The organism is Streptomyces fructofermentans, from assembly GCF_014651055.1.
GTDB classification, from domain to species: domain Bacteria; phylum Actinomycetota; class Actinomycetes; order Streptomycetales; family Streptomycetaceae; genus Streptomyces; species Streptomyces fructofermentans.
Window position 1 is genome coordinate 106,292 of record NZ_BMWD01000025.1, and the last position, 22,406, is coordinate 128,697.

17 protein-coding genes are annotated in these 22,406 nt (G+C 70.4%); 13 read left to right on the forward strand and 4 right to left on the reverse strand.

The window, feature by feature from the left end; genetic code table 11:
• The first annotated feature begins 412 nt into the window (after nt 1–412).
• Nucleotides 413–631, forward strand: a complete 219-nt coding sequence (locus IE265_RS29065) for a hypothetical protein (RefSeq protein ID WP_190038694.1) — start codon at nt 413–415, stop codon at nt 629–631.
• Nucleotides 632–1,350: 719 nt separating this feature from the next.
• Here IE265_RS29065 and IE265_RS29070 read toward each other — a convergent pair.
• Complete coding sequence (locus tag IE265_RS29070; RefSeq protein WP_190038695.1) at nt 1,351–2,022, reverse strand: type 1 periplasmic-binding domain-containing protein; 672 nt, start codon at nt 2,020–2,022, stop codon at nt 1,351–1,353.
• A gap of 172 nt (nt 2,023–2,194) precedes the next feature.
• Here IE265_RS29070 and IE265_RS29075 point away from each other — a divergent pair, with 172 nt between their 5' ends.
• The 3 genes from IE265_RS29075 (at nt 2,195) to IE265_RS29085 (ending at nt 6,684) form a co-directional block, all read left to right on the forward strand.
• Complete coding sequence (locus IE265_RS29075; RefSeq protein ID WP_190038696.1) at nt 2,195–3,403, forward strand: HupE/UreJ family protein; 1,209 nt, start codon at nt 2,195–2,197, stop codon at nt 3,401–3,403.
• 150 nt (nt 3,404–3,553) lie between these two features.
• On the forward strand, nt 3,554–5,530 hold the full coding sequence (locus IE265_RS29080; RefSeq protein WP_190038697.1) for a purple acid phosphatase family protein: 1,977 nt from the start codon (nt 3,554–3,556) through the stop codon (nt 5,528–5,530).
• Nucleotides 5,531–5,604: 74 nt separating this feature from the next.
• On the forward strand, nt 5,605–6,684 hold the full coding sequence (locus IE265_RS29085; protein WP_190038698.1) for a WxL protein peptidoglycan domain-containing protein: 1,080 nt from the start codon (nt 5,605–5,607) through the stop codon (nt 6,682–6,684).
• 92 nt (nt 6,685–6,776) lie between these two features.
• Here the strand turns inward: IE265_RS29085 and IE265_RS29090 are convergent, their stop codons facing one another.
• On the reverse strand, nt 6,777–8,384 hold the full coding sequence (locus IE265_RS29090) for an AraC family transcriptional regulator (protein WP_190038699.1): 1,608 nt from the start codon (nt 8,382–8,384) through the stop codon (nt 6,777–6,779).
• A gap of 127 nt (nt 8,385–8,511) precedes the next feature.
• Between IE265_RS29090 and IE265_RS29095 the strand changes: the two genes are divergently transcribed.
• The 8 genes from IE265_RS29095 to IE265_RS29130 are packed head-to-tail and all read left to right on the forward strand — an operon-like array spanning nt 8,512 to nt 19,059.
• A complete protein-coding gene (locus IE265_RS29095; protein ID WP_190038700.1) occupies nt 8,512–10,377 on the forward strand; it encodes a siderophore-interacting protein in 1,866 nt (621 codons plus the stop codon).
• A gap of 31 nt (nt 10,378–10,408) precedes the next feature.
• Nucleotides 10,409–11,419 (forward strand): ABC transporter substrate-binding protein, encoded by a 1,011-nt coding sequence (locus IE265_RS29100; RefSeq protein ID WP_229916667.1) that lies wholly within the window; start codon nt 10,409–10,411, stop codon nt 11,417–11,419.
• Entirely contained in the window at nt 11,416–12,459 is a 1,044-nt protein-coding gene (locus IE265_RS29105; RefSeq protein WP_229916669.1) for a FecCD family ABC transporter permease, read from the forward strand. The genes IE265_RS29100 and IE265_RS29105 overlap by 4 nt, the downstream gene beginning before the upstream one ends.
• A complete protein-coding gene (locus IE265_RS29110; RefSeq protein WP_190038701.1) occupies nt 12,456–13,514 on the forward strand; it encodes a FecCD family ABC transporter permease in 1,059 nt (352 codons plus the stop codon). The genes IE265_RS29105 and IE265_RS29110 overlap by 4 nt, the downstream gene beginning before the upstream one ends.
• On the forward strand, nt 13,511–14,365 hold the full coding sequence (locus IE265_RS29115; protein ID WP_190038702.1) for an ABC transporter ATP-binding protein: 855 nt from the start codon (nt 13,511–13,513) through the stop codon (nt 14,363–14,365). Before IE265_RS29110 ends, IE265_RS29115 begins: the two co-directional genes overlap by 4 nt.
• The gene (locus IE265_RS29120) at nt 14,358–15,554 is read left to right on the forward strand and encodes an alpha/beta hydrolase (protein ID WP_190038703.1); all 1,197 of its coding nucleotides are present in this window, start codon (nt 14,358–14,360) and stop codon (nt 15,552–15,554) included. Before IE265_RS29115 ends, IE265_RS29120 begins: the two co-directional genes overlap by 8 nt.
• Entirely contained in the window at nt 15,551–17,311 is a 1,761-nt protein-coding gene (locus IE265_RS29125) for an ABC transporter transmembrane domain-containing protein (protein ID WP_229916670.1), read from the forward strand. Before IE265_RS29120 ends, IE265_RS29125 begins: the two co-directional genes overlap by 4 nt.
• Nucleotides 17,308–19,059 carry an ABC transporter ATP-binding protein gene (locus IE265_RS29130; RefSeq protein WP_229916672.1) on the forward strand — a complete coding sequence of 584 codons (1,752 nt, stop codon included), beginning with the start codon at nt 17,308–17,310 and terminating at the stop codon, nt 19,057–19,059. Before IE265_RS29125 ends, IE265_RS29130 begins: the two co-directional genes overlap by 4 nt.
• Nucleotides 19,060–19,243: 184 nt before the next feature.
• Here the strand turns inward: IE265_RS29130 and IE265_RS29135 are convergent, their stop codons facing one another.
• Nucleotides 19,244–20,161: an NADP-dependent oxidoreductase gene (locus IE265_RS29135; protein WP_190038734.1), complete on the reverse strand. Its 918-nt coding sequence runs from the start codon at nt 20,159–20,161 to the stop codon at nt 19,244–19,246.
• Between the two features lie 514 nt (nt 20,162–20,675).
• Between IE265_RS29135 and IE265_RS29140 the strand changes: the two genes are divergently transcribed.
• Nucleotides 20,676–21,005 (forward strand): hypothetical protein, encoded by a 330-nt coding sequence (locus IE265_RS29140; RefSeq protein WP_190038704.1) that lies wholly within the window; start codon nt 20,676–20,678, stop codon nt 21,003–21,005.
• A gap of 782 nt (nt 21,006–21,787) precedes the next feature.
• On the opposite strand, the gene IE265_RS29145 is transcribed toward IE265_RS29140, so the two are convergent.
• Complete coding sequence (locus IE265_RS29145) at nt 21,788–22,207, reverse strand: hypothetical protein (RefSeq protein WP_190038705.1); 420 nt, start codon at nt 22,205–22,207, stop codon at nt 21,788–21,790.
• Nucleotides 22,208–22,406: the final 199 nt, after the last annotated feature.

Here is a 22,406-nt window from a genome sequence, read left to right on the forward strand (position 1 = left end):
CTGGGCCATCGTTCCTTCCCTTTAGGGGTGCCTCGACCACGTGACGGAGCGGGTCTCGGCGCGGATGCCCGACGCCGTGGAGGCCGAGCTGTTGGATCTCCCCGGGGAAGTCCGCGTCCTGAGTGCTCTGGTCGTCGCATGCGGTACTTCGGGGCTGGCTGTGCGGGTGCCCGATGTGTTGTTGCCTGTCGACCGTCAGGGACGGGAAGATGCCTACCGCCTGGATTGATCCGGCAGAGCGAGGGCTGGGCCGTGCTTTCGGTCTGCGCATTCGTGCGTCCCGCGTGAGGCTGCCTGCATGTGAACGGGCGGATCGCGGATACGGGTCCCAGGACGAAGTCGGTGGCTCCACGATGAGAAGCCGTAGATGTGGCAGGACGTCCCCGGATCCCTGCCGAAAGGACTCTGGTGCATGACTGACGAATCCGTGGACCGCGACTCGCTGCGGGTCCTTTTGGACGCTACCGACTGGACCACGGAGCAGGCGCGCCAGGTTGACTGGACCGCTGTTGAGGGAAGCCTCGGGCGTTCGTTGCCGAACGACTACAAGCGGCTCGTGGAACGGTTCGGGGAGGGCACCTTCGACGACGGATACATCGACCTGCACGCACCCGAGGACCTACCTTCCTGAGCTCACTCCCAGGAGCAGACCAACGTTCTCCCGTGGGCCAGCAACGAGCGGGAGCTCCTGCTCTGCTGGATCACCGACGGCGCCGATCCGGATCGCTGGCCGGTCTGCGTGATGGAGCCCGGCGAAGACGGAGATCGGTTCGACTGCACCGCCACGGAGCTCATCTCGGGGATGCTCACCGACCCTCGGCACCCCTACACAATCCCCGCCGACTACACCACACACTGGTTTGTCCCCGAGGGCAGCCCGTACCGACAGGCCCCGCCCGGCTTCTGACGCAGGGCTGCGCCGAGGAGAGCCCGCTGCTCGCCGCAGAGGCATGGTGGGACGCCGGGACGCATCGTGGTCGCCCATGGGCCGCTCGGGCGCCCCGCCCAGTGGCCGGTACCTCCGCCGCGCGGCGACCTGCCGGCTCCAGGCCACGGCCTCGACCTGCATGTGCTCGATCGACGTGAACTCCCGGTCTCGCCGAAATGAGTCGCGGACATGGCGCGTCGGCCTTTCGACCCATAGCTCTCCGTTCGGCCTCGCCGCCCGGGCCGATGCCGAGTGGCGGGTTCGGCTGATCCTCGGGTCGTGGAGATTGGGCTTGTCGACCTCGGTCCTGAGGCTGTCCGGGAGGATTCGGGGTGGGGCGCCGCCGAAGCAGGGAGAGGCCGTTGGGTCGCAGTCAGGGTCGGCGCCATTGGTCGGGATGCTGGCCAAGTCGTGGCCGGGGGTCAGCCCTCGTCCAGCCAGATCACAATCCCCGTGAGGTCGCTGAGCACAGCCGCGGCACCCGCCCTGATGGCCGCCGCGCATCGGTCCGCAGTGAACGAGGCCGGGTCGTACGTCGAGGACATGCCGAGCCCCTCTCCGCGGAAGGACGCGCCGGACCAGTCGACCGCCGTCACGTTCTCGGTCGGCTCGGCCAGTTCCGCGCCGACCACGAGGAACGGCTGGTCCAGGTGGTTCGGGGTGACCGTCGCAAGCGGATCGATGAGGTCGTTGCCCGCGGTGACTATGAGGTCCGGAGCCATCTCCATGGCCTCGGCGACGCTTGACACGTACTGCGTCGGGGAGTCGGCGACCACCGTCCTGAGATCGACGTGCTCGTCGTCCGCCCAGTCGTCGACCGCCTTCACGAGCGCCTTGGTCGGACGGTCGTCGCCCGCGGTGAGCAGCACCACGCGGTAGTCCTCCGACGGGTGCACCTCGCTCCAGGAACCCGGCCGGGGCGTGATGGTCGCCTCGGGAGCCGGCGGTGCGGCGCGGTCGACGAAGTCCGGACCCAGTGTGCCGACGGCGGCGGGTTCGGGGTGCGGCCCTGACCATGCGTCGCCAGAACTGCAACCAGTGGCGAGAGCCGCGCTCGCGGCCAGCGCCAGGAAGAACGGAAGGTGGGCGCGCAAGGCGATCGTCCTCGGGGTGGTGGTGGATGGTGCGGCTCCATACTGCTATCCGATTCCTTGCCCGCTTCCTCCTCCGGTGCCGTTCTCGCACCTGTTCTTCCACGGTTCGCCGGACGGTCGGAATTCGTTCATTTGTGCCATGCAGCGTGCACGGGCAACCTGAAGGAGTCACATGGCACAGCGGATCCGCCGCACCCTCGTGGGTGTCGTCGCGGCACTGATCGCATTCCTGAGCGCCGCCCAGCCGGCGTCCGCACATGGATTCACCTCGGTCGTCCACGCCGACGTCACCGCGGGCGACGAGGGACACATACGTACGGCGCTCAAGCTCGAGTACGACCTCTTCGTCGTGTCGGCCGCAGACTCCGCGAACGACGATCCCCTGTTCAAGGCGGGGACCGCGGCGTTCGAGGCGGGTGACCCGGCGGCGCAGGCGGCAGCGCTCGATGCCCACGCGGAATCGGCGACGGCGTACGTCACCCGGCGCTTCTCCGTCACGGCGGACGGCACGGCGTGCACTCCGCGCCGGAGCGGTGGCTTCACGATGGGCAGCCAGGACGGTGTGCCTTACGCCGAGTTGCTGGTCGACTGGGCCTGCGCCGCCGGGGGTCGGGTGCACGAGGTGCGCAGCGGCCTCTTCCCCGACGCGGAGGACTTCGTCACCGGTACCAAGACGATCGTCACCTACGAGCTCGACGGCCGCACGGGCAGTGCCGCACTCGACTCCGGTCAGCCGTCGTTCTCGACCGCGCAGGCGTGGTACGAACGATTCTGGGAGTTCTTCCGCCTGGGCGCCGAGCACCTGTTGGGCGGGATCGACCACATCCTGTTCCTGCTGGCGCTCATCGCCGGGTCGCGGCGTCCACGCGAGATCGTGCTCGCCGCCACGAGCTTCACCCTGGCGCACTCGGTGACCTTCATGCTCGCCGCCCTCGGTCTCGTCAGCGCGCCCGCACAGGTCGTGGAACCCGTGATCGCCCTGTCGATCGCCGTGGTCGCCGGCTGGTACCTCTGGCGGATCTGGCGGCGGGGTGATCACGCCACGGACCTCGAACCGTCCGGAGACGGGCACTTCGGCCTGGACGGCGCGGGATGGAGTCGCCTCGGTGTCGTGTTCTGCTTCGGCCTCGTGCACGGTCTGGGCTTCGCGGGCGCACTGGGCATCGACGAGCCGTGGTCATGGACGCTGCTCTGGTCCCTGCTGGTGTTCAACATCGGCATCGAGGTGGTGCAGTTGGCCGTCATCGCCGCCGTCTTCCCCTTGCTGATGCTGCTGCGCAAGCGCTCACCGGCCGCGGGCCTCTGGGCCACGGGTGCGCTCTCCGCGGGCGTGGCCGCCATGGGGCTGCTGTGGTGTGTGCAGCGTGTCCTCGGTCTCTGACCTCGACCTTCGGCGCATGTCGGGTGATTCGAGACCAGTTCGGAAGTTCAATCAAAACCGACATCGAGTTTGCGATCGGTTCATCAGGGCCCAGCACCTTAACCAGGTCATTACATGCACATCCCCGTGCACAAAAGGAACGAAGACTCGATGAAATTGAGCACCTCCCCACAAGCCTCAGAGCTTGTGCGGCGTCGCGTGGCCACCGGGGTCACCGCGGCAGTTCTGGGCCTCTCCGTCGCACTGGGCAGCGGCCTGGCGGCTCCCGCCGCCGCCGTTGAGCCCGCGAATCTCACCGGCATCATTCTCGGTGTCGGCGCGAACGAGACCCAGCGCACCGTGACGTGGTACTCGTCGGCCGACACGGCTCAGACGTTGCAGGTCTCTCCGACCTCCGCGCTCGTGAACGGTGAACTCCCGCCCGGGTCCGCCACCTTCGACGCCACCGGTGCGGCGAACATCGCCGCCAGCGGCGGCTTCAACCGCCACGCCACGATCACCGACCTGAAGGAGAACACGGCGTACTCCTACCGTGTCGGCTCCGAGGGAAACTGGTCGCCGACCTACTCCTTCAAGACGCAGGACTTCGAAGGCGACTACGACTTCCTGTTCCTCGGCGACCCGCAGATCGGCTCCTCCGGCAACACGCTGAAGGACCAGGCGGGTTGGGAGGACACGCTCAAGGTGGCCACCGCGGCCAACCCGGACACCGAACTCCTGGTCTCCGGCGGCGACCACGTCGAGAGCGCCAACAACGAGAGCCAGTGGAACTCCTTCCTGGCGCCCGACCAGCTCCGCCAGTACCCGCTGGTCGCCACCATCGGCAACCACGACGTCGGCGGCAAGGCCTACGAGCAGCACCACTTCACGCCGAACACCGACCGCTCGGCCCCGTACTACGACAACGGGAACCCGGCGGGGACCAAGTCCGGCGGCGACTACTGGTTCATCCACAAGGATGTCCTGTTCATCGACCTCAACAGCAACAGCTACAACCCTTCGCAGGGCGGTGGCGGAGATGCCGCGCACGTCAAGTACGTGACCGACGTCATCAACAAGCACGGCTCCGAGGCGAAGTGGAAGGTGCTCGTCTACCACCACTCCATCTACTCACCCGCGACGCACTCGAAGGACAGCGACAACAAGGTCCGTCGGCAGGACTTCACGACCGCGTTCTCCGACCTGGGCGTGGACATGGTCCTCCAGGGACACGACCACAGCTACTCCCGCAGCTACCTCATCAAGAACGGTCGCAAGGCCGACCCCGCGGAGCAGCCAGGCGCGACCGACGTGTACCCGGGGCCCGGCGGCGTCCTGTACGTGACCGCCAACTCGGCCTCGGGTTCGAAGTACTACGACATCGAGAAGCCGAACGCCGCCGACAAGGACCCCAACGGCGTCGGCCCCGACCCGCTGGACCCGAACAAGCACTGGTTCAACTCCGTGGAGAACCAGGAGCACGTCCGCAGCTACGTCAAGGTCCAGGTCAGGGCCGACAAGCTGGTCCTCGAGAACCTTCGCAGCGGCACGTGCGCGGCGCCGAACGCGTCCGTCGAGGCGGGCAGTTGGTGCAACAACACCCCGGAGAACCAGCCGGTCGGCTCCATCGTCGACAAGGTCACGGTGCACCCGTACCACGGCGACAGCCAGTCCCTCCAGGTCAACGTGCCCAACCCGGCGCCCGGTGAGTTCGGCTGGACGATCGACGGCTACAACGGCCTGGTGGACCTCGGCACCGCCAAGGAACGCAACGGCAACCACTTCGAGGCCACGGGCAGGATCAACCCGCTCCTCGTCACGGACAGCCGCCGATCGCTCTCCCCGTGGTCGGTCTCGGCCAACGTGAGCGACTTCCAGGACGCCGGCAAGACCTTCTCCGGCGCGAACCTCGGCTGGACCCCGTACGTCCTCGACGGCGGAGCCGGTGCCAAGGCCAGTGACCCCGTGGCATCCGGCTACGACGACAAGGGCAAGGGCCTGTCCGTCTCGCGGGGCCTCGGCTCCGCCGATCAGGGCCACGCCCGCGGCACGGCCCGACTGGGCGCCGACCTGGATCTGAAGATCCCGGACAGCGTCGAGAAGGGTGCCTACCGCGCCACCCTCACGATCACCGCACTCAGCAGCTGATCGAACCGGTTCCACCTGGCGGGGCAGGCACCTTCCGGGGCCTGCCCCGCCTCTCGTTCCAGGAGAAGCCCCTCATGCACGCGCCCGTCACCCACCGCCCCACCCACACCATGAGCCACGTCCGCAGCGTCGCCCTGGCCCTGCTCGCCGCCCTCGCGTTCACCGGCCTGTTCACCGGGCCCGCCCGCGCGGCCGACGGCGACGCCACCTGGACGGTGCGGACGGCGGCGAACAGCTACGGCGACGACCGCTCCAGCTTCAGCTACGCCGTCAATCCCGGCGGACAGGTGAAGGACGCGATGGTCGTCGCCAACCACGGCAGGACCCCGCTCCGGCTCGCGGTCTACGCCGCCGACGGCTACACCACCGAAGCGGGCGGGCTCGACCTCCTCACCAAGGACAAGAAGTCCGTCGGCGTCGGCGCATGGGTCCACGCCGAAGAGGCCGACATCGTCATCAAGCCCGGCAAGGCCGCGAAGGTCCCGTTCACGGCCGCCGTGCCGGCCGACGCCACACCCGGGGACTACGTGGGTGGCATTCTGACCTCGCTGAAGCAGGCCGACGACGCCCAGGGCATCAACGTGGACCGCCGTCTCGGCATCCGGGTCAAGCTCCGGGTCGGCGGCACGCTCAAGCCTCGCCTCGCGATCGAGAACGCCCACGTGGAGTATGAGGGCTCGCTCAATCCGTTCGCCAAGGGCGACGCCACCCTCACCTACACCGTCCACAACACCGGCAACACCATCCTGTCCGGACGGCAGGCGGCGTCGGTGTCCGGTCCGTTCGGCTTGCTTCGGTCCGGCGCCGACCCCATCGCCGCGACGCCCGAACTGCTCCCGGGCGAGAGCCGCGACGTGACGGTGCCCGTCCATGGTGTCACTCCCGCCTTCAGACTCGCCGCGACCGCAACCCTGACACCGGCGCTCACCGACGCGTCCGGCTCCGTCACCCCGCTCGAGCCCGTCGAGGCCACGACGCACGCCTGGGCGATCCCGTGGACGCTGTCCCTGCTCGTCCTCGTACTGGGCGCGGGGATCGCCGCAGCGGTGCTCCTCGTCCGCCGACGGCGTGCACAGCGCAAGGTGCGCGAGGACGCCCTCGTGCAGAACGCCGTCGAGCAGGCGCTCCGCGACCGGGAGACGCAGCAGAACTGACTCCGGGGAGCCGGGGAGGGCCGCGGCGAACGAGCCGCACGGACGTCGCCGCCTCCCGAGGACCGAGTGACCGGCCGGCGACAGCGACGCCGTTACTGGTCCCGTTCGAACTCGCGCTGCTGGTAGTCGCGCGGAGACAGTCCGTGGAAGCGGGAGAAGGCGGCGCTGAACGTGGGCAGGTGGGCGTATCCGGTCCGGCGCGCGACGGCGCTGGGCGGGGCGCCCCCGGCGAGCAGGTCGCGAGCGATGCGCATGCGGGCGGCATAGCGCCAGCGGCCCAGTGTCATACCGGTCTCGTCGCGGAAGGCGCGGTGGACCTCGGCGCCGGCATCGACATCGTGTGTCCCGCCGGGCTCGCCGATGCGACGCAGGCACTCCATGGCGACGGCACGCGCGCGCGGATCGGTGGGCATCGGCACCGACAACGCCCGCTGCGCGGCGACCTGTTCCGCGAACAGGTCGAGGACGTGGCGGGGGTCGTGGTCGTCGGGACGCAGTCCGGAGCGGGCGCTGATCGAGCAGGACATCAAGCAGTCGTCCCAGGCGGGCGAGAACCGCACCTGCAGCGGTTCCGTCAGTTGGAGGTCGGCGGTACTCGCGTTGCCCAGCGGCAGGGAGACGGAGTTCTCGCGGAGGCCGGTGACGTGCTCCACTTCCGCGGGGATCCAGGTCGCCACCCCTCGCTCCCGTTCGTAGCGCCGGTCGCCGATGTCCAGGTACCCGCTGCCCCGGTACACCCAGCTGAGGACGTGGATGTCGTTGGTGTGCGACGGCGTGCTGGCCGCGGGCAGCATGTCGGGCGGGGCGGGTGTGTCGGTCCTGCGCACCATCCGGATCAGGTCGTCGGTCTGCCGTGCCGCGGCCGCGCGTTGCGTGAGCCCCCTGGCGCCGGGTCGGGCGGAGAGCTTTCGTCCGAACTCGTGGGGGGTCAGTCCGAACCGTCCCTTGAAGGCCCGCGTGAGGCCGTTGCGGCTGGCGAAGCCCACCCGAGCGGCCACCTGGTCCACGTCGTAACCGGCGGCGAGGAACTCGACGGCGGCGCCGAGTCGGCAGAGCAGCCGCCACTGCTCGAACGTGAGCCCGGTGTCGGCGAGGAAGTCGCGGCGGAGGGTGCGCGCGCTGCAGAGCACCCGCGCCGCCCACTGCTCGACCGTGAGGTCGAGCGCGGGGTCGCGGGTCAGTTCCTCGGCGACCGCCCTGGCGCCGGGGGCTCGCGGCATCGCCGGCGGTGCGAGCCCCTCCGGGCCCGGATTTCGCCCGGCCGCGACGGGCGCCGGCGGGCGCGAGCCCGGACGCCGCAGGAGCGCCTCGATCGCCTCGGGGGAGTACCCGCTGCCGTTGAACGGGGTGACCTGCAGGTTGAAGAGCTGGATCAACCAGTCCTGCCAGCCATGGGGAACGTCGAACCGCGTCGGTTCCGACGGCCCCCAGGCGCCGATGCCGGCGTGGGGCCACAACGGGAAGGCGACCGTGCCCGGTGCAGTGGTGACCGCCCGCTCCGTCCAGCCGTCCGCGGGGATCCAGGCGCCTTCGCCGCTCTCCAGGCGGAGCACCGGCCCGCCGTCGAGGCGTACTTGCGCCGCGCCCGTGCGAACCCAGAGCAGCAGCGGTCGAACGGGGGCATCCGCCGGACGCAGCCGCGCGGCCGGAATCGGCGGCGGATCGCCGACGCCCGCCGCGAACGAGGAGGGAACCACCATGTCCTAACCATGCGGCAGTCTGCGCACACTATCGAAGGTAAGGTTTGCCTAACTTTAGCAGTGCGCGCCTTTCCGATGCCGGTGGGCGGCTCCAGCCCTCGTAGCGACCGGAAAGGTCAGTCCCCGCATGCCCAAGACCTCGCGCCGACTCAGCGTGCGCCCGCCGACCCTGCGAGAGGTCGAGGTGGTCCGGACGGTCGACATCACGCCCGGAATGCGGCGGGTCACGATGACCGGCGAACAGCTGCGGGCGTTCACCACCGCGGACGGCTTCGCGCGGCCGGCCTTCGAGTCCCCGGGCTTCGACGACGACCTCGCGTTCTACTTTCCGTACCCCGGTCAGCGTGATCCGGTGCTCCCGGTCCAGGGCGAGGCCAAGTTGATCGTGCCCAAGGACCCCCGACCTCTGTCGCGGGCCTACACGGTCCGCCGTTGGGACCCCGAGGCCGGTGAGCTGGACGTGGACTTCGTCCGGCACGGGGTGGGCGCGGGAACGACGTGGGCCTACCGCACCCGGCCGGGTGACCGGATCCACCTCAGCGGCCCGAGCACGTCCAAGACGTTCCCGACCGGCGCCGACTGGCTGCTCGTGGCGGGCGACGACACCGCCCTCCCCGCGATCGGCCGCCTGCTCGACGAGCTCCCGTCCGACGCCCGGGCGCAGGTGTTCATCGAGATCGCCGAGGAGGCCCACCGCCAGGAACTGCGCGAGCTGCCCGGGGTCGACGTGACGTGGCTGGTCCGCCCCGGCGCACCCGCCGGGAACGTGTCCCTGCTCACCGAGACCGTCCGCGCAGCGCGGTGGTGGTCCGGCCAGGCGTTCGCATGGCTGGCCGGCGAGCACACGGCCGTCCGGGACATCCGCCGGCACCTGGTCGAGGACCGTGGCATGCCCAAGGAGGACATCGACTTCGCCGGCTACTGGCGTCGCTCCCACGTCGTCGCACTGGAGACCGACGGGGCGGTCCCCGATCCGGAGAGGACGGTCACGCCGTTCCAGAGGCTCCACGACCTGACCGAGCTGGTCGCGCCGATCGCGATCCGCACCGCAGTCGAGCTGGGCGTTCCCGATCTGGTCTCCCGCGGCGTGACCGGGGTGGCCGAGCTGGCCGCCAAGGCCGGCGCCGACGAGCGCGCGCTCGGCAAGCTGCTGCGCTACCTGCACACCCTGGACGTGGTGACCGAGACGGAGCCGGGGCACTACGCCCTGACGCCCGTCGGCGACGTCCTCACCCTGGAGTTCATCGCCGACCGCCTGCACTCCGCCGGAGTGGTCGGTCGCGAGATGCTCGGGATCCACGGCCTCACGGAGTCGCTGCGCACCGGCCGACCCGCCTACGCCTCGGTCACCGGCCAGGCCTTCGCCGACGTACGGGCCGAGCAGGACTACGAGGACCGTCACCTGGAGCGCCTGGCGAAGTTCCAGCCGGCGCTGGCCGAACCGATCGCCACGTCCGACCTGCTCGCCGGAGTCCAGCACCTGGTGATCCACTCCGGCGGTGCCGGCGCCCACGCCCGTGAGTACGTCGCGGCCCACGAGAACCTGCGCGTGACCATCTGCGCCCTGCCCGCCCAGGCCGACTGGCTGCGCCGCGACCTGCCCGCCACGATCCCCGACGAGCGGCAGCGCACGCGGGTCGGCGTGCTGGAGCAGTCCGTCTTCGAGCCCGGCCCGGCAGCCGACGCCGTGCTCATCAGCCGCGCCTTCAGGACACTGCCCGACGCCGACGCCGCCCACGCACTGCGCCGGGCCGCGGAGAACCTCGTCCCCGGCGGACGGGTGCTGCTGATCGAGGAGGTCTTCGACACCGACGACCTCGACGAGCACGACGGCGAGGCGGACCTCATCGGCCTGGTCTGCCACGGCTCGGGCCTTCGCACCGCGGCGGAACTGGACGCCGTCATCGCCCGGGCCGGCCTCACGCGGAGGTCGGCGCACACCGTCGGCCTCGGCACCACCGTCCATGAGCTCCTGCGCTCCACCACCGACTGAACCACTCCACACCGAGAAGAAGAGAACACCCATGAGCAACGCCCCCCTGATGAGACGCGGCGCAGTCCTCGCCGCCGCACTGATGAGCGCGTCGCTCGTCCTCACCGCCTGCGGCGGTGACGGCGACGACACCGGCGACAAGGCCACCGGGACCCGCGGCGACAAGACCGCCGGGAGCCGCAGCGTCAAGGCCGAGAACGGCACCGTCAAGGTTCCGACCGACCCCGAGCGAATCGTCACCATCGGCAACACGAACCTCCCCTTCCTCGACCTGGGGGGCAAGCCGGTGGGCGTCACCGAGGCGTCCGACTCCGAACTCGACGTGCTGCCGAAGGAGCAGAGGACCGCGTACGAGGCAGCCGAGGTCGTCGGCAGCAACGGTGGCGAGGTGGACCTCGAGAAGCTCGCCGCTCTCAAGCCGGACCTGATTTTGGTCCAGTTCCACTCGAACGACTGGGACAAGGTCGGCAAGAAGCTCGAGGCGATCGCCCCGACCGTGTACTGGGGGCTCGACACCGAGTGGAAGGCCTTCGCCGACGCCATCGCGGAGGCCGGCAACGTCTCGGACGAGCTCAGCCGGCAGAAGGCGGAATTCGAGGACAAGGTCGCCAAGATCCAGAAGACCTACGGCAAGGTCATCAAGGACACCTCGTTCGTCGACGTCTCCCGCGGGGACTGGAGCGATCCCGGAACGTTCTACATCGCGGACATCGGCTGCTCCGAGATCGCCCGGGACGACATCGGCCTGGACCTCCCCGAGGCGGCCGAGGGCAAGGACCCCCTGGCCTACGAGTCCCTGCCGTTCGAGCAGATCGGTGAGCTGTCCAAGTACGACGTGGTCACCTACCCGGTCGACGCGGACGGCCGGCCGACAGAGCCGTTCGCGCCCGTGGTCAAGACCAACACCTGGAAGGCGCTGCCCGCCGTACGCTCCGAGCGCGCGCTGGGAGTCTTCTGCCCCGGCAACAACTCGTACGGGCCCGTCATCCAGTACCTGGACTCGCTCGACAGCGCACTGGCGACCCTCCCCGCCCAGCAGTGACAGCCCTCGCCCTTCGGCAGGACGGTCCGGGCACCGAGACGGTGCCCGGACCCCGTCGTCGGCTGCTCGGCCTGGTCGTCGCACTGGTGGTGCTGTCCGTCCTGCTGGTGCTGAGCGTCATGATCGGGTCGACGTCGATCGCGCCGTCGACGGTGTGGGACGCGCTGTTCCACTCCTCGGCCGACATCGACGAGTTCGCGATCCGCGACTTCCGGCTGCCGCGCACGATCGTGGGTCTGGTCGTCGGCGTCGCCCTCGGCCTGTCGGGCGCGTTGATCCAGGCGCTCACCCGCAACCCCCTGGCCGAACCGGGTGTCCTCGGCGTCCATGCCGGTGCGTCCTTCGCGGTGACGGTCGCCGTGGGCCTGCTCGGCGTCCGCGACGTCCGGGGCTACATGTGGTTCGCGTTCGCGGGGGCACTGGTGGTCACGCTCCTGGTGCTCGCCCTCGGGTCGACACGGCAGGGCCACTCACCGGTGGTCATGGTGCTCGCCGGGGTCTGCGTGGGTGCCGTGTTCGGCGGCGCCAGGGAAGGGCTCCAGCTGACCGACCCGGACGCCTTCGACGCGATGCGGAACTGGAACGCCGGGTCGATCGCGGGTCGCCCGCTCGACGTCGTGTGGCCGATCCTGCCGTTCCTCGCGGTGGCGATCGTCCTGGCCTTCGCGGTGTCGGGCCCGCTCAACGCCCTGGCCCTGGGCGACGAGTTGGCGGTCGCCCAAGGCGTCAGGCTGGTACGCACCCGGGTGCTCGCGGTGACCGCGCTCACCCTCCTCGCCGGCGGCGCCACCGCGATCGCCGGACCCATCGGATTCGTCGGACTCATGGTGCCGCACGTGGCCCGCTGGATCGTCGGCCCGCACCAGCGCTGGATCTTCGCCTACAGCATCCTCCTCGCCCCGAGCCTGCTGCTGGTCTCCGACATCCTCGGCCGCGTCGTGATGAGGCCCGGCGAGATCCCCGTGGGTGTCGTCACCGCCTTCGTCGGCGCCCCCGTTCTCGTCGCGCTGGTGCGTCGGAAGAAATCGAGCGGACTATGAACACGGACATCGCCCGGGCGGACCTCGGGCGGCGGGTGCTGGTGCTGAGGCGCCGGCAGGTCGCGGTACGTCTCCAGTGGCGCTCGGTCGTCGTCTGCGCGGTGCTCGCGCTCGCGGTCGCCGCCACGGCGGTCCTCGCGCTGATGACCGGCTCGTACTCGCTGAGCCCCGGGCAGGTGCTCTCCGCGCTGACCGGCGGGGAGACCGACATCGTCCGCGACATCGTGGTCGAGTGGCGGCTGCCGCGGGTGGCCGCGGCGCTGGTGTTCGGCGCGGCCCTGGGTGTGAGTGGGGCGGTCTTCCAGTCGCTGCTGCGCAACCCGCTCGCCGACCCCGGCATCGTCGGGTTCTCCCAAGGCTCCTACACCGGCGCACTGATCGTGATCCTGGTCGTCAACGGCACCTACGTGCAGCTGGTCGGCGGGGCGCTGCTGGGCGGGATGGCCACCGCCGTGGCCGTGTACCTGCTCGCCCACCGACGAGGAGTGCAGGGGTTCCGGCTGATCGTCGTCGGCATCGGCGTCTCGGCGATGCTCAGCTCGCTCAACACCTGGCTGATCCTCAAGGCCGACCTGGACCAGGCGATGTCCGCGGCGGCCTGGGGTGCCGGGTCGCTCAACGGCGTGTCCTGGGACCAGGTCGCCGTCGGCGGCGCCTGCATCGCCGTACTCCTGCTGCTGACCGGGATGCTGAGCCGGCCGATGCGGCAGATGGAGCTGGGTGACGACGCGGCCGCCTCGCACGGGGTACGGGTCGCGCCCGTACGCCTCGGCCTGATCCTGGTGGCAGTGGCACTGACCGCGACGGTCACGGCCGCGTCGGGGCCGATCGCGTTCATCTCCCTGGTCGCCCCGCAGATCGGACGCCGGCTCGCCCGCACCGCCGGGATCACCCTCACCCCCGCCGCCTTCGTCGGCGCGCTGCTGTGTCTGGCGTCGGACTACCTCGCCCAGCACGTCGCCCCCACCCCGCTGCCGGTCGGCATCGTCACCGTCGTGCTCGGCGGCGGCTACCTCGGACACCTGCTGTTCAGCGAAGCCAGGAGACGCCTGTGAGCGCAACCCCGCCCGGCACCGCGCGCCTTCGCGTGGAGTCGGCGACGATCGGCTACGACCGGCGGATCATCTCCGAGCACCTCTCGGTGGCCATACCCGACCAGTCGTTCACGGTCGTCGTCGGCCCGAACGCGTGCGGCAAGTCCACCCTGCTGCGCAGCCTGTCCCGGCTGCTGAAGCCGTCGGCCGGGCAGGTCGTCCTCGACGGCTCGGACATCCACTCGTACAAGACCGGAGAGGTGGCGCGGCGGGTCGGAGTGCTGCCGCAGACCTCGATCGCCCCGGACGGGATCACCGTCGCCGACCTCGTGGCCCGGGGACGGTACCCCCACCAGGGGTTCATCCGGCAGTGGACCGAGGACGACGAGCAGGCCGTGCTCAGGGCGATGCACCAGACCTCGGTCACCGACCTCGCGGGGCGTCCGGTGGACGAGCTGTCGGGCGGGCAGCGCCAGCGCGTGTGGGTCGCGATGGCGCTCGCGCAGCACACCGACATCACGCTGCTCGACGAACCGACCACCTTCCTCGACATCACCCACCAGATCGAGCTGATGGAGCTGTTCACCGACCTGCACCACCTCGGCCACACCCTGGTCGCCGTCCTGCACGACCTGAACCACGCCGCCCGCTACGGCACCCACCTGATCGCCATGAAGGACGGCGCCGTGGTCGCCGAGGGCACACCGGACGAGGTCGTCACGGCCGAACTGGTCGAGGAGGTGTTCGGGCTGCGCTGCCTGGTGGTGCCCGATCCGGTGGCCGGCAGCCCCCAGGTGGTGCCGCTCGGCCGCGAACGAACCCGACGACGGTCCGCCGGCGACCCCGACGTAGAAGGTGCGAGAAATGGCTGACCCGTTGGTCGAGAAGCTGACGACCGGTGAGTGGAGCCCGGAGAGGTTCCGACGACACCTCCGGGAGAGGGGCACACCGCTGGTCGAGCGGGTCTCCGCCGACGAGGTGGACGTGACGTTCGTCGACGAGCCCGGAGACGACATGACGGTCACCCTCGCGGTCGTGATCGGCCCCCGGATCGGCTTCAACCCGATCGGCACGGAGTTCGCCCCGGTGGCGGGGACGCCGTTCCGCGTCCTCACCCTGCGGATGCGCTCCGACCTGCGCTTCTCGTACGTGTTCTCACGACGTGGGCCGACGGGCGAGGACACCCGGCTCCCGGACCCGTCCAACCCGCCACCGAGGTTCTCCCAGTGCTCGGTGGAGCGGTTCTCAGGGGCCTCGGTCGCCGTGCTGCCCGACGCGCTGCCGCTGCCCTGGCTCGACCGGGCCGAAGCACGGCCCGCCCCGGCGCTGGAAGCAGCCGTGCTGGCGAGCGAGTCCCTGGGGGACGAACGCAGCGTCTGGGTCTCGATGCCGCCGGGGGACTTCTCGGACCAGAGCGCGCTGCCCTTCGTGATCCACCTGGACGGGACACCGGAGCACAGCGCGCCCAGCGTTCGCGACGCCCTGGTCCGGGCGGGACTGATCCGCCCCTGCGCGGTGGTCCTCGTCGGCCAACCCGCGGCGCAGCGCGACAAGGAACTGCTCTGCAACCCGGCGTTCTCCGACATGCTGGTCCAGGAACTGCTGCCGTGGCTCCACCGGAGGTATCCGCTCTCGCGGGACCCCGGTGACGTCGCGCTGGCCGGCGAGAGCTTCGGCGGCCTGTGCGCCGGCTGGACCGTGCTCCACCACCCGACCACGTTCGGCAACGCCATCCTCCAGTCCCCGTCGTGCGGGTACCACCCCGACCTCAGATGGGGCACCGGGGCGGGCGAGCTGCTGCGCCGCACCCCCGTACCGACACTGATCGCCGACTACTCGGCCGCGGAAACGGCACCGGTCCGCGTCTTCCACGACGTCGGTGAACTGGAGAGCTCGAACACCCACAGCCGCTGGCTGGACCACGTACTCACCGGCAAGGGCTACGACACCCTCTACAGGGAGTTCGCCGGGGGACACGACTACGCATGGTGGCGAGGGATGTTCGCCGATGCCCTGCTCTGGTGCTTCCCGCTCGCGGGCGGGGATCGGAGCCAGGCATGAGGAACTCCTCGCGCTTCTCGGGCTCCGACACCGCGGGGCTGGGGCGGGGACCGCTGACCCGCCGGCTGCCGGTGCTCCTGCTCGCCCCCGCCGAGCCGCTCGGCGCCCGGCCGTTCGAGTCCGGGCCGGATACCACCCCGGGCCGGTTCCTGCTGCGCGTGATCTTCTCCGTGAGGCGGATCAGCGTTCCCGCGATGCTGCTGGCGATCGTCTGGCAGGTGGGCGAGTCCGCGGTCCCGGTCGTGATGGGACTCGCGATCGACCGGGCCCTCGCGACCGGGGACACGGGACAGCTGGTCCTGTGGCTCGGCGTGCTGGTGGCCCTCTACCTCGCGCTGACCTCGGCGGCGAGGTTCTCGCTGCGACTGACCGCCCACGCGGTGCAGGTCCTGCAGCACCGGCTCCGCGGCACCCTCTCCACGGGCGTGCTGCACCCGGTCGGCGGCACCGCCCGCGCGCCGGGCGGCAACGTCGTCTCCGTGATGACGAGCGACGTCGCGCGCCTGTCCAACGCGGTGATCCTGACGATCATCCCGGTCTCCAGGATCACGGCCATCGCATTCATCGCGGTGTCGCTGCTCGCCACACACTGGCTGCTCGGACTCGTGGTCCTGCTCGGGGCGCCCGTCGCGGTCTGGTCGATGGGCGTGCTCAGCGAGCGGCTCTCCCGGGACACCCGCGAGTACCAGGAACTGCTGGCCTCCACCGTCGGACAGGCCACGGACCTCGTCGCCGGCTACCGGGTCATCAAGGGGATGCGCGCCGAGGCCGAGGCGACCAGCCGCTACCGGCGGGCGAGCCGGGCGACACTTGCCGGCGCCAAGCGCAACGCGGGCCTGCTGGGGAGGTTCCTCGTCGGCTCGGGCGCGGTCAGCGGCACGTTCGTCGCCGCGGTACTGGGGCTCGCGGGTTGGTTCGCCGTGGACGGACAGCTCAGCATCGGCGGCCTGATCACCGCCGTCGGCCTCGCCCAGGCGCTGCTGCCGCAGATCCAGGCCATCGCGAGCACGTCCATCCCCAACCTCGCCGGCGCCCGCGCCTCGTCCGTACGCGTCCTCGACATACTGCGGGACAACGCCACGCCGACGGCCGGGCCCGATGAGGCGCCCCGGGCCGAGGCGACCGCGCCGCCGGAACTGGACGTGGTCGTGCCGGGCCTCTCCGGACCCGGCACGACGATCCGGGTCGAGCCGGGCGAACTCGTGGGCGTGCGCGCCGACGACCGGACCGCAGCCCGCGTCGTCGAGGCACTGCTGGACCCGCGGTCCGAGGGCGGGGTCGAGGCGCGGCTCGACGGGATCGCGGCCAGGGAACTGTCCCCGGTCGAGTACCGCTCCCGCGTCACCGTCGCACCGCACCGCGCCACGCTGTTCAGCGGCACCCTCCGCGACAACATCGCCGTCACCGCGGGCGCGCCCGAGCGGCTGGAGTCCGCGCTGCGGGCCGCCGCCTGCGACGACTTCGCGGCCGACCTCGACGCCCCGGTCGGTGAGGGCGGCAACCGGCTCTCGGGCGGCCAGCGTCAGCGGGTCGCGCTGGCCCGCGCCCTGGCGAGCGACGCGCCGGTGCTCGTGCTCCACGACCCGACCACCGCGGTCGACTCGGTGACCGAACACACGATCGCGGGCCGCCTGCGTGCGGTCCGGGCAGGCCGCTCGACGCTGCTGATCGCCTCCAGCCCGGCGCTGCTCGCCGCCTGCGACCGCGTCGTCGAGCTGCCCGACGACGTACCCGCACTCTCAAGGACGGCACTGTGAACGGCACTTACGGCCCGGCCGGGACCACGGCCTCCGATGCCGGGCCGCCCGGGCTGCCCGTCGCGAGCGGCCGCGAGACGCTCCGGGAGGTGTGGCGGCTCAGCCGCGGGTACCGGCTCCGGCTCGCCGCGACCGGGGTGCTGGGGATCGTCAGCACCGGTGTCGACCTGATCGTCTCCGTGGCGATCGGATACCTCGTCGACCGCGTGCAGGACGGCACCGCGGACCTCGCCACCGTGCTGACGGTCACGGCCGCCATGGTGCTCTCGGCGGTCCTCGGCGCCGCGGGCACCGCGCTGACCATCGTGCTCGCCACCCGCGTCTACCACTCCATCCTCGCCGCGCTGCGCGAGGAACTGGTGGGCCACGCGATGGCGCTCCCACAGCACCACGTCGAGCGCTTCGGCACCGGAGACCTGATCTCGCGCTCCAGCGACGACGTCACCGCGGTTGCCGACGCCGCCCCCGCGGTCATCCCGGTGCTCACCGTCACCGCCTTCACCATCGTCGTGTCGCTGGGCGGGCTCGCGGCACTGGAATGGCCCTACGCGGCCGCCTTCGCCGTCGTGCTGCCGGTGTACGTGCTGGCCGTGCGCTGGTACCTGCGCATCGGACTGGGGGTCTACCGCGCCGAGCGCACGGCGATGAGCGCGCGCGCCCAGCAGATCCTCGAGTCCCAGCGCGGCTACGCCACCGTGCTCGGCTTCGGGATCGCCGAGCAACGGCACCGGGCTGTGATGACGAACTCCTGGCGCGTCGCGAGGCAGTCGCTGCGCGCACGTACCGTGCTGAGCATGCTCAACGCCCGGCTCAACGTCGGGGAGTGCCTGAGCCTGGCCGCCGTCCTCGTCGTCGGCTTCGTCCTCATCGACCACAACGCGTCGACCGTCGGCGGCGCCACCACCGCCATGCTGCTCGTGCTGCGCCTGCTCGGACCGGTCAACCAGCTGCTGCTGGTCATCGACACCCTCCAGTCCGCCCTCGCGTCGCTCAGCCGCATGATCGGCGTCGTCACGATTCCGATCAGCCCGGCGGACGTCCCGGCACAGACCGCGAACACCGGCGTACGGCTCGACGAGGTCACCTTCCGCTACAGCGACGGGCCACGGGTGCTCGACGACATCACCCTCGACATCCCGCCCGGTCAGCGCGTGGCCGTCGTCGGCGTGTCCGGGGCGGGCAAGACCACACTCGCCGGCGTGGTCGCCGGCACCCACCTGCCCCAGGCCGGGAAGGTGACTCGCCCCGGCCGCACCGCGATGATCACCCAGGAGGTCCACGTCTTCGCCGGCACCGTGCGAGACAACCTCACCCTCGCCGCGCCCGGGGCCGCCGACCACGACCTCCACGCGGCGCTGGAAGCCACCGGCGCCGCGCCGATCCTCGATGTCCTGCGCGACGGCTTGGACACCCCGATAGGTGTCGGCGGGCACCCGCTCACCGACGCACAGGCGCAGCAACTCGCCCTCGCCCACCTGCTGCTGACCGACGCCGACCTGGTGATCCTCGACGAGGCGACCGCAGAGGCCGGCTCCGCCCACGCCGCACAGCTCGACCGCGCCGCCGACGCCGTCCTCGCCGGGCGCACCGCGGTCGTGGTCGCGCACCGTCTCTCCCAAGCAGCGACCTGCGACCGGATCATGGTGATGGAGCACGGCCGGATCATCGAGACGGGCACGCACGGGGAGCTGGTTGATGCCGGTGGCGTGTACGCCGGGTTGTGGACGGCCTGGGAGGCCGGCCGGTGACACCGGCATGACCGGGCCGGGGTTGGGCGCAGTCCGCGGAGCTTGGAGGTCCTGAGGCCGGGCGTCGGGTGGACGTTCGGTGCCAGGCCTCCGCAGTCCGCCTGTGATGCCGGCGGGCGGCCGACGACCGCCAGTGCAGCGGGCCTCTTGGCTCCTGACACATGTCCGTCGGTGGCGACAGCCCTCATGGACGAACGCGGATGATGGTCTTGCCCTGGCGTCGTTCGGTCGGGTTGAGGGCGGCGACGGCATGGTCGAGGGTCGACACGTCACCGATGTTGGTTCGCAGGCGGCCGTTCCGCACCCGCTGCACGATCTCAGTCAGTTCGGCTCGATCGGCCTCGACGACGAAGTCCACCGCCAAGCCCTCGGCGGGTCGCGCTTCGACCGGGCCGACGACGGACACCAGAGTTCCGCCGGGCCTGACCAGGGCGGCGGACCGCTTCTGAACGTCACCACCGATGACATCGAAGACGAGATCCACGTCGCCGACGTCTTCCAGGGCGTCCTTCTCGAGGTCGACGAACTCATGCGCGCCGAAGTCGAGCGCCTTCGCACGGTCGGCGGCGCGTCCGGTGCCGATGACATGGGCGCCGGCCTCACGTGCGAGCTGGGTCACCATCGTCCCGACCGCCCCGGCCGCGCCATGGGCGAGAACGGTCTGGCCGGATTGAAGGCGGCCGTGCTGGAACAGCCCCTGCCACGCGGTCAGACCTGAGATCGGCAAGGACGCGCCTACCGTGAAGTCGACATCGCCGGGCAGCGGGGCGAGGTTGCGTGCTTCGATCGCCACGTACTCCGCGAGGGTGCCGTCACGGTGCCAGTCGGCGAGGCCGAACACCCGCTGCCCGACCGACAGCCCCGTCGTACCGTAGCCGAGAGCGGTGACCACTCCGGCCAGCTCGTGGCCGGGGATCGACGGCGTCTTGTCACGGCCGGCCCGATCGGTCCAGGTGGACGGCCATTCCAACTCGGTCGGGACGAATCCCGAGGCATGGATCTGCACGATGACGTCGTTGATCGACGCGGACGGCTCAGGTCGCTCCGTCAGCGTCATCCCGACCGTTCCAGCGGCCTGGTCGCTCACCACGATTGCTTTCATGGGAATTGCCTCCTCGGGCATTTGTCCCTTTGGTGCAAGGCCGCGGCCGGGAAAGCGCGTTCAGCGTCCTCTCGGAGCGGCTGATTGGACATCGGCGACCGATCTGGAAAGCCCTGGCTGGACCGCGATTCACCCGTCGTCGCCTTACCTCCGACATTAGGAGCGGGGCGGCGCAAGGGTGTGGGCCATTTTCGCGGCGAGATCTTGGGCCACTCGAGGTCCGACGTGTACGCCGCGCCGACCGGGCCGTCCCTGGGTGTCGCTTGCACCTGAGGGATCGCCTCGTTCGGTTCTCCGGGCAACTTGGCGGGTGCCCTGGGGCTGTCGTGGCGGCGGGGGTTGCATGCCTCCTCCGGCCCGGCCCGCTGTGTGGCTCGGGCTGTCCGTCCTTCCGGTGCACCCTCACGCAGGCCCGTACGTGATCCCGATGCGCAGAGGCTGACACTGTCCCGTGAGGAATCAGCAGGACGCGACGGGTCACCCTTCACTACTGTCGCAAGAAAAGGATGTGGACATGGCACTGGTCAAAAAGGGATCGCGGCTCATCAATGTGGACGGCACCACTTTCCGATGGCGCCTCCGCGGACGGCCGACCTACGACCAGGGACTTGCCCACTCGCCTCTGACCTACGCGGTCGAACACGCGGGTAGGCCGGGCACGACACTGGTGGTCACCACCAACCAGCCGCATCCGAGCAACTGGTTCGAAATGCAAGGCAGCCCGATCCTGCCTGCCCAGGTGGCTGACGACATCCGCACCGCTCTCGCCGCGGGCTGGACGCCCAAGAGCCCTGGCTCACCATTCCACCTCGACCAGTCGGCGGGCTTCGTCTCGTCCCACTGACCCACCCTGCGCTCAAGGACTCACCGATGCGGTGATCGATGAGTCCTTCTGCTCCGCTCCCCACATTCCGAAGGAACAGGCTTGTGCCGCTGACCTGGCCTTGGGCTTGGGCTTGGGTCAAGCGGGCGTTGAGGCGTGCCTTGTGCCCTCATCGCCGGAGGTCGGCTCCGTCGCGCCCGCTGGGATCCATCGACAGGAGGTCTTCGTGCAGGCCCGACAGGGCCCGTCCAGTCGGAGAGCCGTCGTCGCCCGACTCCATGACCACCCAGCCGGCCTCCACGCCTGACACGTTTGGATTGCCGCCGGCGTCCAACTGCAAGCAGGGCCATGACCGTCCAGACGGCACATCACTCCTCGTGGGGCACGTTCTGGCGACGGGGTGTCGATGTAGTTGTTCCTGACCTCGACGAATCCATGGATATCCGTGCTCACGAGGCCGGGCCGAGCATGACAGGCGTTCCAGGTCACTGACCAGGGGGTTTCGCTGCCACCTTCCCCATCCCGGGTAGCCCGGGGGGGCCTCGCCGCCGAAGCGGCCGCGTGCGCCCACCCGATCCAAACCGTGGCCCGCGGCGGAGGCTGCGCTCGAAGACCACCTCCGGAACCGGTCCGCGGAAGTGCGCCACCGCTGGCTGGATCGGAAACCACGTCAGTTGGCTGCTCTGGACACGCTTCCACTGGCACCGTCGTCGTGGCCGAGCCGGGCGGTCGCCCTTGGGGGTCCGGACCGGGGTTGCCCCCACCGTGTGTTCTATTCAGAGAATCGGAACGGTCCAGTGCGCCTACTGCCCCGGGGGCGTCACCCAGGGGGCGAAGCGCTGATCGGGGTCTGCATCCTCGCGCCAGTACCGCAGGACCGTCTCCTGGACGATGTCGAGGCGCTCTGCGGCGATGAGGCACGAGACCGGTTCCTGTCCTCCGGCTTCGGCCTCGAAGGCGACCACGATGGGCGGTACCCCACCGAACTGGCGGGTGACTTTCAGGAGTTCGTCGGGCGACGGGGATCGGAAGGCCGGATCACGAAAGCCGGACGGACAACTCACGAAGATCGGATCGCCGAAGATCAGTTCCAGGCCGTGGTGGTAGGTCAGGTCGTGGTCGGCGGCGAGCCTGAGCTGTCCGCTGTCCCACGCGATGACGTCCCAGTCCCACCAGGACCCTTCGGGTAGCTGGATCGCGGTACGCGTTCCATCGGCGTCCACCAGCGGCCTCCGCATCCCGTTCGAACGGATCGACAGGTTACACAAGGGCTGGGAGCGTGCGACTTGACGTGCCAAGACCCTGAGGTGTCCGGGCGGAGAGCCTGCCAGTGGCGGATAGGGCGGGACCTGCGACGCGCCCCAGGCGTCCGCGGTACGTTCCGCTGCGGCCAGTGTGGCCTTGCGCAGCGCTGGGGTGAGG